Origin of the sequence: Bradyrhizobium guangzhouense, assembly GCF_004114955.1 — a bacterium.
In the GTDB taxonomy this organism is placed as follows: domain Bacteria; phylum Pseudomonadota; class Alphaproteobacteria; order Rhizobiales; family Xanthobacteraceae; genus Bradyrhizobium; species Bradyrhizobium guangzhouense.
Window position 1 is genome coordinate 6,174,160 of sequence record NZ_CP030053.1, and the last position, 11,520, is coordinate 6,185,679.

The 11,520-nt window shown below is 63.3% G+C and carries 15 protein-coding genes; 11 read left to right on the forward strand and 4 right to left on the reverse strand.

The window, feature by feature from the left end; all coding sequences use genetic code 11:
- Positions 1-140: 140 nt before the first annotated feature.
- Both greA and XH91_RS29410 read left to right on the forward strand, forming a co-directional pair.
- On the forward strand, positions 141-614 hold the full coding sequence (greA, locus tag XH91_RS29405; protein WP_018318257.1) for a transcription elongation factor GreA: 474 nt from the start codon (positions 141-143) through the stop codon (positions 612-614).
- 135 nt (positions 615-749) lie between these two features.
- Positions 750-1,145 (forward strand): DoxX family protein, encoded by a 396-nt coding sequence (locus tag XH91_RS29410; protein ID WP_128953835.1) that lies wholly within the window; start codon positions 750-752, stop codon positions 1,143-1,145.
- Between the two features lie 10 nt (positions 1,146-1,155).
- Here the strand turns inward: XH91_RS29410 and XH91_RS29415 are convergent, their stop codons facing one another.
- Positions 1,156-1,635 (reverse strand): Lrp/AsnC family transcriptional regulator, encoded by a 480-nt coding sequence (locus XH91_RS29415; protein ID WP_057741909.1) that lies wholly within the window; start codon positions 1,633-1,635, stop codon positions 1,156-1,158.
- A 266-nt stretch (positions 1,636-1,901) separates the two neighbouring features.
- On the opposite strand from XH91_RS29415, the gene trxB reads away from it, so the two are divergent.
- The 5 genes from trxB to XH91_RS29435 all read left to right on the forward strand — a co-directional run bounded on the left by trxB (position 1,902) and on the right by XH91_RS29435 (position 5,768).
- Positions 1,902-2,867, forward strand: coding sequence for a thioredoxin-disulfide reductase (gene trxB, locus XH91_RS29420; RefSeq protein ID WP_128953837.1), 966 nt, complete (start codon positions 1,902-1,904; stop codon positions 2,865-2,867).
- A gap of 5 nt (positions 2,868-2,872) precedes the next feature.
- Positions 2,873-3,796 carry a LysR family transcriptional regulator gene (locus XH91_RS29425; protein ID WP_164934033.1) on the forward strand — a complete coding sequence of 308 codons (924 nt, stop codon included), beginning with the start codon at positions 2,873-2,875 and terminating at the stop codon, positions 3,794-3,796.
- Positions 3,797-4,242: 446 nt separating this feature from the next.
- Positions 4,243-5,151: a 4-hydroxy-tetrahydrodipicolinate synthase family protein gene (locus XH91_RS29430; protein ID WP_128953838.1), complete on the forward strand. Its 909-nt coding sequence runs from the start codon at positions 4,243-4,245 to the stop codon at positions 5,149-5,151.
- A gap of 191 nt (positions 5,152-5,342) precedes the next feature.
- Entirely contained in the window at positions 5,343-5,489 is a 147-nt protein-coding gene (locus XH91_RS39065; protein WP_164934034.1) for a hypothetical protein, read from the forward strand.
- Positions 5,490-5,588: 99 nt separating this feature from the next.
- Entirely contained in the window at positions 5,589-5,768 is a 180-nt protein-coding gene (locus XH91_RS29435; RefSeq protein ID WP_128953839.1) for a hypothetical protein, read from the forward strand.
- A 76-nt stretch (positions 5,769-5,844) separates the two neighbouring features.
- Here XH91_RS29435 and XH91_RS29440 read toward each other — a convergent pair whose 3' ends face one another.
- Together XH91_RS29440 and XH91_RS29445 are read right to left on the reverse strand one after the other, a co-directional pair.
- A complete protein-coding gene (locus XH91_RS29440; protein ID WP_028150667.1) occupies positions 5,845-6,522 on the reverse strand; it encodes a ParA family protein in 678 nt (225 codons plus the stop codon).
- Positions 6,523-6,928: 406 nt separating this feature from the next.
- Positions 6,929-7,276 (reverse strand): hypothetical protein, encoded by a 348-nt coding sequence (locus tag XH91_RS29445; protein ID WP_128953840.1) that lies wholly within the window; start codon positions 7,274-7,276, stop codon positions 6,929-6,931.
- Positions 7,277-7,730: 454 nt separating this feature from the next.
- On the opposite strand from XH91_RS29445, the gene XH91_RS29450 reads away from it, so the two are divergent.
- Both XH91_RS29450 and XH91_RS29455 read left to right on the forward strand, forming a co-directional pair.
- The gene (locus XH91_RS29450; protein WP_128953841.1) at positions 7,731-8,675 is read left to right on the forward strand and encodes an AEC family transporter; all 945 of its coding nucleotides are present in this window, start codon (positions 7,731-7,733) and stop codon (positions 8,673-8,675) included.
- Positions 8,676-8,774: 99 nt separating this feature from the next.
- Positions 8,775-9,014, forward strand: coding sequence for a hypothetical protein (locus XH91_RS29455; protein ID WP_128953842.1), 240 nt, complete (start codon positions 8,775-8,777; stop codon positions 9,012-9,014).
- A gap of 4 nt (positions 9,015-9,018) precedes the next feature.
- Here XH91_RS29455 and tenA read toward each other — a convergent pair whose 3' ends face one another.
- A complete protein-coding gene (tenA, locus tag XH91_RS29460; RefSeq protein ID WP_128953843.1) occupies positions 9,019-9,708 on the reverse strand; it encodes a thiaminase II in 690 nt (229 codons plus the stop codon).
- A gap of 350 nt (positions 9,709-10,058) precedes the next feature.
- Between tenA and XH91_RS29465 the strand changes: the two genes are divergently transcribed.
- Both XH91_RS29465 and XH91_RS29470 read left to right on the forward strand, forming a co-directional pair.
- Positions 10,059-10,406 carry a hypothetical protein gene (locus tag XH91_RS29465; RefSeq protein WP_128953844.1) on the forward strand — a complete coding sequence of 116 codons (348 nt, stop codon included), beginning with the start codon at positions 10,059-10,061 and terminating at the stop codon, positions 10,404-10,406.
- 183 nt (positions 10,407-10,589) lie between these two features.
- Positions 10,590-11,498 carry a hypothetical protein gene (locus XH91_RS29470; protein ID WP_128953845.1) on the forward strand — a complete coding sequence of 303 codons (909 nt, stop codon included), beginning with the start codon at positions 10,590-10,592 and terminating at the stop codon, positions 11,496-11,498.
- The last annotated feature ends 22 nt before the right edge of the window (positions 11,499-11,520 follow it).

Sequence of the window (11,520 nt, forward strand, 5' to 3'; positions counted from 1 at the left end):
CGGCCATGTGGTTGTTTTGTTCCGGCGCCAGCCCACTTAACGTTCCGGTGGCCGTGTGGTCGGGTCCGGAAAGCACTGACGAATCAGGTTTGCCGCGCCCTCCGTTTTGGCGGGCGCGCGACCGGAAGACGAGAGAAGAGATGGAAAAGGTTCCGATGACTGCGAGCGGCTTTGCCGCGCTCGGGGAAGAATTGAAGAAGCGCCAGTCCGAGGACCGTCCGCGCATCATCGAACATATCGCGGAGGCGCGCTCTCACGGCGACCTCTCCGAAAACGCGGAATACCATGCCGCGAAGGAAGAGCAGTCCCACAATGAAGGCCGCATCGCCGAGCTCGAGGACAAGCTCGCGCGGGCCGACATCATCGACATCTCCAAGCTCTCCGGCGACACCATCAAGTTCGGCGCCACCGTGACGCTGGTCGACGAGGACACCGAAAAGAAGACGGTGTGGCAGATCGTCGGCGAGGTCGAGGCCGACGCCAAGAAGGGCCGCATCTCCATCACCTCGCCGCTGGCGCGCGCGCTGATCGGCAAGAAGAAAGGCTCGACCGTCGAGGTCAACGCCCCCGGCGGGGCCAAGGCCTACGAGATCACCAAGGTGGAGTGGCGGTAGTCCAATCCGCGCAAGATTGCCTGAAAAGCCGCGCCTTGCGCGGCTTTTCTGTTTCGCAATCTGCCCGGCGTACGATTGTGAAGCGCACTGTCATCCGTCATGCTCGGCGCTGCCGTTCGAGCACGGGAGGACACAATGGACACCGATCGCATCGCCGCGCAAAGCCAGCCTTATCTGCTCAGCCTCTTCCGCTTCGTCATCGGGCTAATGTTCTTCCACTACGGCGTAGCCAAGCTGTTCAAGTTTCCGCCGGTGGAGATGTTTGCCGACGTCACGCCGTTGTCGCTCTGGGGCGTCGCCGGCATGTTCGAGTTCGTGCTCGGCGGTCTCTTGATGATCGGCCTCTTCACCCGCTTCGCCGCCTTCATCCTGTCCGGTGAGATGGCCTTCGCCTATTTCATCGAGCACATGCCGCACAGCTTCTTTCCCGTCGTCAACGACGGCGCGCTGGCGATCGTGCTGTGCTTTGCGTGCCTGTTCCTGGCGGCCGCCGGAAGCGGCCCGATCAGCGTGGACGCGCTGCGGCGGTGACCGTTCGTTTCTACCGCCGCCCCTTGACGTCGAGCGGCACCGCCGCCTCGTACTTCGAATTGTGCAGCACCAATGACGTCCGCACGTTGCGCACATGGGGCGCCGCGGTCAGGTGCGTCACAAAGTCCTGGAAGGTCGCCATGTCGGGGGCGACGCATTTCAGGATGAAATCGACCTCGCCGGACAGCATCCAGCATTCCCGCACCAGCGGCTCGGCGCGGACGAACTCCTCGAAAGCGCGCAAATCCGCTTCCGCCTGGCTGGAGAGATGCACGGCGGCGAACACCGTGACGTCGAAGCCGAGCTTTCGCGCATCCAGCAGGCCGCGGTAGCCATGGATATAGCCCTCTTCTTCCAGCGCCCGGACCCGGCGCAGGCAGGGCGGGGGTGAGATTCCGACTCGTTTGGCGAGCTCGACATTGGTGATTCGACCGTCGGCCTGGATCTCGGACAGAATCTTGAGGTCGATCTCGTCTAGGTTCCGCGACACGTGATTGGAACTCCTGGCCTTATCGGCGGTATTGGGTGGGTCTGTCGCAATCCTCATAACCAGTCTGCGCCAAATGCGCAATTTTATTGCGCGTGCAGCGCAATCGACTTTTGTTCCTTGTTGGAAAAATCCGCCGGCAGGGAATGCAATTCTTGCATAGCTCACCAGAACGCTTAGATTAGCACTGATATTTCAGCGCCTCCGCGAGGCCTCCCGGCACGTTCCGCGCCCGCGCTGCAAATCCCCCGTGAAAGGCGTCCGTAAATATGTCCGCTCCCGTTCATGCAAAGGTCGTCATCATTGGCTCCGGCCCCGCCGGCTACACCGCCGCGATCTACGCTGCGCGCGCGATGCTCGAGCCGATCCTGATCCAGGGCATGCAGGCCGGCGGCCAGCTCACCATCACCACCGACGTCGAGAACTACCCGGGCTTCGCCGACGTGATCCAGGGCCCCTGGCTGATGGAGCAGATGGAGAAGCAGGCGGTGCATGTCGGCACCAGGATCGTCACGGACCTGGTGGTCAAGCTCGACACCTCGCAGCGGCCGTTCCGGCTTACCTGCGACTCCGGCGATGTCTATCTCGCCGACACCGTGATCCTCGCCACCGGCGCACAGGCGCGCTGGCTCGGGCTGCCTTCTGAAGCAAAGTTCCAGGGCGGCGGCGTCTCGGCCTGCGCCACCTGCGACGGCTTCTTCTACCGCAACAAGGAGGTCGTGGTGGTCGGCGGCGGCAATACCGCGGTCGAGGAAGCGCTGTACCTGACCAACCACGCCTCGCAGGTCACGATCGTGCATCGTCGCGACCACTTCCGCGCCGAGCGCATCCTGCAGGAGCGCCTGTTCAAGCATCCGAAGATCAGGGTGATCTGGGACTCCGCGGTCGACGAGATCTGCGGCACCGAGAACCCGAACAAGGTCACCCATGTGCGCCTCAAGAACGTCAAGACCGGCGCGCTGTCGGATGTGAAGACCGACGGCGTGTTCATCGCCATCGGCCACGCCCCGGCGACCGAGCTGGTGAAAGACGCCGTCAAGCTGAAACCGTCGGGCTATGTCGAGGTGGCCCCGAACTCGACGGCGACTTCCGTGCCCGGCCTGTTCGCCGCCGGCGACGTCGCTGACGAAACCTATCGCCAGGCCGTGACGGCCGCAGGCCTCGGCTGCATGGCAGCGCTCGAGGCCGAACGTTTCTTGGCCCTGCGCGCCAGCGAGCGCGCGGCAGCGGAATAACGATCATGCCCCGAACACGCGACGGATTTACGGATATGGACTGGGACAAGCTGAAGGTATTTCACGCTGCGGCAGAAGCGGGCAGCTTCACGCATGCGGGAGAGCAGCTCGGCCTGTCGCAATCGGCGGTGTCACGCCAGGTCTCGGCACTGGAGCAGGAGCTCTCGGTCTCGCTGTTCCACCGCCATGCCCGCGGCCTGATCCTCACGGAGCAGGGCGACCTGTTGTTCCGCACCGCGCATGACGTGTTCATGCAGCTGCAGGCGGCGCGTGCCAAACTGACCGACAGCCGCGAGCGGCCGAGCGGCGATCTCAAGATCACCACCACGCCCGGCGTCGGCATCAACTGGCTGATCCCGCGGCTCGGCGAATTCACCGCACTCTACCCGGAAATCCGGATTTCGCTGATCGTCACCGACGAGGAGCTGGATCTCTCCATGCGCGAGGCCGACGTTGCGATCCGGACCCGCAAGCCGACGCAGCCGGATCTCATCCAGCGCAAGCTTTTCGCGATGGGCTTCCACGCCTATTGCTCGCCTGATTACATCAAGCGCTTCGGCACGCCGCGCACGCTGGAGGAGCTCGACTCCCACCGCATCATCACGCTCTCCGACGGCAACTTCGCGCCGCATTTGCAGAACCGCAATTGGCTGGTCGAAGCTGCGCGCAACGGCTCGGGTCCGCGCGAGGCCTATTTCAAGGTCAACAACATCCTCGGTCTGGTGCGCGCCTGCCAGCAGGGTCTCGGCATCGCCGCGCTGCCGGATTATTTGATCGAAGAACAGAGCCGCCTCGTACAACTGTTCGGCGAATCGGATTCGATCCAGCTCGATACCTACTTCGTCTATCCGGAAGAGCTGAAGACGGTCGCACGCGTGCAGGTGTTCCGCGACTTCGTGGTGAGCAAGGCGCAGCGCTGGCCGTCCTGATTTCCGCATGACTGACATGCGGCCTCGGCTGTTGCTGCATGGCGCTCGTCAAGCTCATACTACTTGAACGCTGAGCCTTCGCGTTGCGCATTTGTCCCCCTCCTCCAGTGGCGCGGGAGTTCAGTAATCCCTCTTGGAAGGTGATTGTGTCGGCCTCACGTGGCCAATACCTAAGCCGGGCCTTCGGGTCCGGCTTTTTTTCTGCCCAATCAGGCCTTCGCCCTCCGCGTGTATTGACAGTTTTGGACATACACCGCATCATTTCCCAATGATCACGAAGTCGTGCGCCATCATCTCGAAAAAAGGCCCCCATCCGGGGACCTCGGATTTTTGCGCGCGCTAGGCTGACTTTGTCATCGCTGCCAAATCCCGAAAACCCCGCCACCTGGACGGGGTTTTTTCATGTGCCTCCGTCTCAGGTCCATCACTGAGAAGGAGATAGGAACATGACTGATTTGCGAACTCGCATGCATGGGCTGTGGCTGCCGCTGGTGACGCCGTTTCGGAACGGTCGTCTCGACGAGAACTCGCTGCGGCGGCTGACGCGGCACTACGCCACGCAAAGCATCGACGGCTTCATCCTGGGGGCGACCTCGGGCGAAGGCATGACGCTGCGCGAGGCCGAGCTCGAACGCCTCGTCGCCATCGTCCGCGACGAGATGGCGGCCGGCCTCCGCAATGTTCCGATCGGCCTCGGGCTCTCGGGCGCGGACACCTCGCGGATGAAGGAGCGGCTCGACGCGACCGCGGACTGGCCGATCGACTTCTATCTGATCGCGAGCCCCTATTACGTGCGGCCGTCGCAGCGCGGCATCCTGGCGCATTTCGAGGCGCTGGCCGATCACGCCGCCTGGCCGCTCGCGCTCTACAACATCCCCTATCGCTGCGCCGTCGGCATCACCAACCAGAGCCTGCTGCGGCTCGCCGAGCATCCCAACATCGTCGGCCTGAAGGATTGCGGCGCGAGCCGCGAGCAGTCGATCGCATTGCTGCGCGACCGGCCGAAGGGCTTTGGCGTCCTCACCGGCGAGGACGCGAACTACTTCGAGGCGCTCGGCGACGGCGCCGACGGCGGCATCCTGCTGTCCGCGCATCTGGAGACCGCGACCTTCGCGGCGGTCTATAGCGAGATCAAGCAAGGCAACCACGATGCGGCAGAGGCGCGCTGGCAGGAGGTCGCGGAGCTGACGCGGCTGCTGTTCACCGAGCCGAGCCCGGCGCCGGCAAAGTACTGGCTGTGGCGGACAGGCCTGATCGACAGCCCCGAGGTGCGGCTTCCCATGGTGGAAGTCAGCAGCGAACTCGCCGCCGCGCTCGACCGCGAGATCGCGCGGCGGGTCAAGGTTGCGGCGTAACCGTTTCCGGTCATTCCGGGGCGCGCGGAGCGCGAACCCGGAATGACGTCGGAGAAGGGAAGTGACGCAGCGCGCTCATAGTTAACCACGCACCAACGTGCTTCGCAGCCGCCGCATGGCGCATCCACGTCTCGTTTACGCAATGGCGCCTATCGTTCCCCCTCGACGTCTTTCAAAAAGAGGGAATGACCATGAGGCAACGCGTTCGCCCGACCGCGGCGGAAATGTTCGCGCCTGCCGATCTTTTGCAGGGGATCTTGGTGGTGTCGTCGTTCGGCTTCTGGGCCGTCATGCTCGGCCTGATGCCGGTGCTGCTGTTCAGGGTCTGGCTCGCCTGATCACGCAAGGCCGCGGCGATGGTTAATCCGTGGTGGCAAATGCGCTCAAAATGCGAGCGTGGCGCTGAGCCGGAATTTTAAAACATCCCGCGTATCGTTCTGCCCATAAGCGAAGAAATCGCGGGGGCTATCTTGAACAATCAGAATGATGCGGCGTCGCATTCCGACGCCGAGCAGCAGGGCTTTTCCACCGGAGACATTCTCTGGGCCGTCGGCGTCTGGTCGGTGATCCTGACGCTGTCGCCGGTGATCGTGTTCTACATGCTGATGGTCGCGTAACTTCCTCGTCAGTCCCTGAAAACGCAAAACGCGCAGGACCCTGCGCGTTTGTCGTCCGGGGAAATGATTGATGAAATTATGCCGCCTGCTTGTGCATGGCGCCCGATGCCGACGCCGTGCCGCGAATGGCCTTCACTGAACGCTCGATCGCCGCCCACAGTCTCGCAATTTCCTGGGCCGCACGGCTTTCGGCCTGATACTCACGCGCGCCTTCGCCGTGGCTGAGTGCCATCAACAAATCCGAACGATTGGTGATCTGACCGCCCCAGACCGGAGCGCGGAACTTGGCCAGCGCCTCGCGGGCGATGGTGACGATCGGGCTTTCGGACTCGTCGCGGCGCGCCGGAGCGCCGTTGAGCACGACCGCGTACGGCTTGCGCGCTGCGCGGCACATCTGGATGGTTTCCTGCACCGCGTTGACGTCGAACACGCCGGGCCTTGCCGGGATGACGACCATCGTGGCGTTCTTGATCGCGTCGTCGACCACGGCCGAGAGATTCGGCGGCGTGTCGATCAGCACCCACTCGTAACCGTCGCGCTTGGCCGCGGAGACGATGCCGCTGACCGAGTTCACGGCCGCCTTGATCGGCGGCTCGTTGGTGCCGCGCAGCTTGTGCCACAGCGTCAGCGAACCTTGCGGATCCGCATCCACCAGCATCACCTGCTTGCTCGCCTTGATCTGCGCAGCGAGATGTGCGGCCAGGGTACTCTTGCCCGAGCCGCCTTTACGCGATGCAAAAACAATAACGTTCATACCTCTGGCCTCCAGATTGACCCCAGGTCGCGAAAATGAATCACCGCGCTGATTCGTGAAAGAAAAATTTATCGGCAGTTGCGTCGGCGCCACGAAATAACAAGACGTGTTGGCTTTTGAGTCACACTGCCTTGTGCGACTGACGACATGTCAGTCATGAATCGCTGTTCACGGCGGCAATCCCGTATCTTTTCAAGCACTCACGCGGAAAAGGCCGCGCCACAACCTCGCCGCGCAAAGCGTAGCGGCGCTTTTTTCGGCAGAGCGAAGCGCAATTGCTGCAAGCCGGTGCGCAGCCTTGCGCGAACAAAACGAGTCCGGTGGCTGGCGCGAGGCTGGTGTCGCTCGCGTCACATTGACGCGCGGGGCATGACGAGGTTTCGCGAAGGGAACGCCGGAGGGGCGCCTAGCCGTCGTCGGTTTTCTTCTTCTTGGCCTTCGGCTTGGCCTTCTTGGCGACAACCGGCTTGATGTTGGTGGGTTGACCGGCAACCGGCTCCGGGCCGCGGCGGAAGAACACCGCGCATTGCGGCGACAGCTGCGCCTTCTTCTGGACCATGCAGGCGGTGATGGCATCGACGTTGGGCACGAACTCGCCGCACAGCCGCATCGCATCCGGCGAGCAGGCCTGCTGCTGCTCGGGCGTGTAGGCAAGGCTGGTGCCCGGCTGGACCAGAACGGCGAGCGCAACCCCGAGAGCCGCAGCCGCCATCGACTTGGTGGCCTTGGACGTCGTGACACGAGATACCGGCATCGGTCCCCCCAAAATGTCGAACAGGATGGGAGTGTGGGTGAACGGGCGTTGGTTGGCAACGAGGGGGCAGGCGAAAGGTCGGACCTGTGCGGTCTCGGCAACAGGGCTGGGCTTGCCGGCTTCTCCGCCGTCATCGCCCGGCTTGACCGGGCGATCCAGTACTCCGAGGCGGTTGTGATGGAGCCGAAGGGCCGCGGCGTACTGGATCCCCCGCCTTCGCGGGGGATGACGGCGGTGGGTGGGGGATGACGGCGGTGGATTTGGTTGGCCTCCCGTAAAATCGCGAAAACAACCCCATGCACAGTAGCCAGGCCCCTGCCTCGCCTCGCGAATTCCCGCCATTTGCGGATTTTACGAATTTTCCTTTGACTTGTCGGGCAAAACACCGGCATGATGGCAGCATCGAGAGGCGCGTGGGGTGGTCGGCCGAAATCCCCGTGAGGGGGAGGACCGCATGGCCACCGTGTTGATCGTCGCGCCGGTGTTTGCACTGATCGCGGCCGGCTATGCATCGGTGCTGTTTCGCTTCGTCTCCGAGGGCGCGCACAAGGGCATCTCCGAATTCGCCTTCAGCATCGCGATCCCCGCGCTGCTGTTCCGCACCATCGTCGTCTCGGAATTCCCCGACGTCAGCCCGTGGCGCATGTGGGGCGCCTATTACGGCGCGCTCGCCCTCACCTGGATCGCGGCGCTTGCGATCTCCGCGCTGATCCGCGAACGGCGCGAGGACCGCGAGGACGGCGTCGTGTTCGCGATCGGCTCGGTCTACGGCAACATCGTCATGCTGGGGATTCCGCTGGTGCTCTCCGCACTCGGCAACGAGGCCGCCGGCCCGATGTCGCTGATCCTGTCGGTGAACACGCCGCTGCTCTGGCTGTGCGGCATCCTGCAGATGGAGCTGGTCAGCCGCAAGCGCACCGGCTCCGTGCTCTCGGTGATCTGGCCGATCCTGGCGGATCTCGCGAAGAACCCGCTGATGCTCGGCATCGGCTTCGGCGTGATCTGGCGCTTTACTGGTCTGGGCCTCAACCCCGTCGTCGACAAGACGATCGAGCTGCTCGCGCAGGCGGGCTCGCCGGCCGCCCTGATCGCGCTCGGCATCACGCTGTTTCGGTTCGAGGTGAAAGGTGAGATGACAAGCGTCGCCGCGATCAGCGCACTCAAGCTGCTGGCGATGCCGGCAGTGGCCTTCGCGCTGGCCAAGCTCTTGAACCTGCCTCCAATCGTAACAGGCGTCGTCGTGCTGTTCGCGGCGATGCCGACGGGCGCCAATGCGTACATCTTCGCGGTTCAGTATCAGCGGATGGTGAACCCCGTGTCCGGCGCGGTGGCGCTGTGCACGCTGCTGGCGGCGGCGACGTTGCCGGTGGTGGTGATGGTGGTGGCGGGGGTGAGGTAGGGCGGGCGTCCGCCGGCCCGGCCGATGGCGGTGGCGGGATTTGCGTTCTGGTAGCTAGGAACTACATTTTGCCGGTCAATGGACGCTTGGAGGCCTGGAATGAGCCAGACCAACCAGATCATCGCAATGCTGTTTCCGCTGCTTGCACTCGTCGTTGCGGGCTTCACGGCGCTCGTGGTCAGGAAGCCCTGGCGCCAGAAGGCACTCCGCGATGTTCAGAGCACGGGCACGACAACGGTTGTCGCTGTCGCCGGAACGGACTTCCTGGTTGCGGCCAAAGACCTGGAACGCCGCGCGCACGACCTTGCCCAGGATCTGCAACGAACTCTCGTTCGCTAACGACTTACAGGCGCAACAGGCTTTCAACAGGCTGGCCCGCGCGCCAGGCCATCTCCCAGAAGTCGGCCTCCAGCCGGGTGGCTTCCTTGAAGATCGCAATCAGCTCGGCCTCGCGGGCCGGCGTGGCGTAGCGATCGGCAAGATGCTCCATATGCGCCCGCGCCTTGGCCGCGACCTCCTGGTACGGCACGCCGGCGTACTCGGCGATCCAGACGCGGTAGGCGTTCGTGGTAGCGTCCGCGAGGGGGAGCGAGGCGAGCCGCGTTGCGATCTCCGCGTAGCCGATCACGCAAGGCGCGAGCGCCACCTTGAGCGCCAGCAGATCGCCGCGCATTCCTGCATCTAGCACGTAGCGTGTATAGGCCAGCATCTCGGCCGCCGGAGGGGCCTGTTCAAGATCGGCCGGGGACAGACCCCAACCGGCGCAGAGCTTCACATGCAGGTCCATCTCGACATCGAGGATGGCCGAAAGGCCGGCTGCTGCTTCACGCATGTCGGCAAGTCTGGGCGACTTGTAGACCGCGAGCGCGTAGGCGCGGGCAAACTCGATGAGGAACAGATAGTCCTGAACGAGGTAGTGACGGAACGCCGCTTCGGGGAGCGAGCCGTCCGCCAACCCGTTCGTGAAGGGATGCTCGGTGTAGGCCCGCCACTCAGCGGAGGCTGCTGTCTTGAGACGCTCGAAGAAACTCACGATCTTTCCTGCCTAAAGCGCGATGAGATTGAGTTGAATCGTCATCGCGCTTTAGCTCTTTGTTTGAGCATGATCTTTTCGGAAAACCGCTTCACACTTTTCCGGATCATGCTCTAGCTTGCCATGAACGTCCTTGGCTCGCTACCGATATCGCATTGCGTGGCGAGGAGCTACGGTGCCGCGCACGAAACCGGCATTGAGAAGCGTTGCAGATAGGGCACTCGCCGCGTCGCGCGTTTTGTGTGCTGTCACCGTAGTCCCTGCAGGCGCAGCAGGATCTGCGCACGCCACGCGATAGCCATTTTGGTCTGGCTCATTTCGGCCGGAAGACCGCATCTGTGGTGGCTCGCGTGATCACCCCGGGTAGATATTCCGTTTGGTTCAAGACGCCGGTCGGCGAAGGCGCTGGTGTGGTCGAGTTCGGCCCTGACGGGACACTCGTCGGCGGCGATTCCACATTTGCCTATGCGGGACACTGGACGCAACAGGGCGAGCACTTCAAAGCCAGCCTTTCCGCCCGACGCGTATCGCCGGGGCCGCCCGGTGTCTTCGGATTGGATGAGATCGACATCGTGGTGGCGGGACGGTCGGTGGATGGCTCGTCGACGTTGTGCACGGGATTTGCGAAGCAATCGCCCGGCTTGAGGCTCGAAGTGGAGTTGGTGCGGATTGTTGGCGATCATGGCGAAGGTGCGTAAATCGGACTTAGCCGGCGTTTGCACGTGCTCGGGAGGATCGGGAGTTAAGGGTTCTCGATCCGGCAATCACGCTTGAACCGGGACTGACCTGTCGTCGACAAATTGGCTGCATACGCGCGTTGCTGATGGCACAACGCCCGCTATCTTGCGCTCGGTCGATGATTGAACGGACGGAGACGGATCTTGCGCCTGCCATGGCCGCTTCTGTTCGGATATGCCGTCGTCAACAATTGGTTCGTGACCATACCGCTGGCGCTCGCGTTGGCATTTTCGGCCTGGTATGGCTCGCCCTGGATCGACGGACTGCGCTTTGTATTGATCGCTTGCGCCGCCTTTCTGACATTGCCATTTCCCGCGGCCGGCGCCCTCTATCTCTACCAAAGCTACGACGCAACCAGATACTGGCGCACTCTCGAGACCGCCGAGACCGTCGCTGATTTGCCTTTGCCGGCCGGCAGCAAAATCCAGTTCGCCGACAAGGCGCATTCCATCGTCGTCTTGATCGAGCTGCCGCAGGTGACCGAGATTCTCGGCATGCGGCTGACAGGAACTCTCAAGCCGTGGAAGAGACAAGGCAATGACGTCACGCATTGGGGAGGCGATCTCCACGGCTATCAAATCATCGACGGATTGCCATGCAAGGGTGGACCCTACGCGAATGACCGCTTCGGCGGCGTGCTGTTCGATAAGGCCGGGACACTCCACCGCTTCACGCTCGGTGCGCCGCACGAGCTGCTCGGGCTGAAGCTGCCGGCCCACACCACGATCCGGCGCGGCAACGACATGGAGCCCTGGACCTTTCTTCTCTCGGCGGGCGAAGCCTACATCCCGTTGCTGGACACGATGGCCCCGGTCGGAGTTACGCTGGAGGTTGCGGATGACGGCCGGCTGGTTCGCATCCGCTCGGGACACGGCCAGACCATCGTCCTTCGCGGTGCGCCCTTGAACAGCGGGAGCTTCGAGGTGCGGGGCGACACCGTCGTCTCACAGCTCGCCGAACCATTCGCCGTCGCTGGAGACATGCGACCGGCCGGCACCTCGGTGCGGATCGGTTTGGATACGGGCGAGATGTCGGTCATGAGCGAGCGATGAGATCTCCCAGTGTCGGGTGCAT

Bases quoted from the DNA above. Each gene is read 5' to 3' on its own strand.
- XH91_RS29455 (WP_128953842.1), top strand. From the start codon at position 8,775: ATGAGCCAGACCAACCAGATCATCGCAATGCTGTTTCCGCTGCTTGCA.
- XH91_RS29425 (WP_164934033.1), top strand. From the start codon at position 2,873: ATGCCCCGAACACGCGACGGATTTACGGATATGGACTGGGACAAGCTG.
- XH91_RS29410 (WP_128953835.1), top strand. From the start codon at position 750: ATGGACACCGATCGCATCGCCGCGCAAAGCCAGCCTTATCTGCTCAGC.
- XH91_RS29445 (WP_128953840.1), bottom strand. From the start codon at position 7,276: ATGCCGGTATCTCGTGTCACGACGTCCAAGGCCACCAAGTCGATGGCG.
- XH91_RS29430 (WP_128953838.1), top strand. From the start codon at position 4,243: ATGACTGATTTGCGAACTCGCATGCATGGGCTGTGGCTGCCGCTGGTG.
- XH91_RS29440 (WP_028150667.1), bottom strand. From the start codon at position 6,522: ATGAACGTTATTGTTTTTGCATCGCGTAAAGGCGGCTCGGGCAAGAGT.
- trxB (WP_128953837.1), top strand. From the start codon at position 1,902: ATGTCCGCTCCCGTTCATGCAAAGGTCGTCATCATTGGCTCCGGCCCC.
- XH91_RS29450 (WP_128953841.1), top strand. From the start codon at position 7,731: ATGGCCACCGTGTTGATCGTCGCGCCGGTGTTTGCACTGATCGCGGCC.
- XH91_RS39065 (WP_164934034.1), top strand. From the start codon at position 5,343: ATGAGGCAACGCGTTCGCCCGACCGCGGCGGAAATGTTCGCGCCTGCC.
- greA (WP_018318257.1), top strand. From the start codon at position 141: ATGGAAAAGGTTCCGATGACTGCGAGCGGCTTTGCCGCGCTCGGGGAA.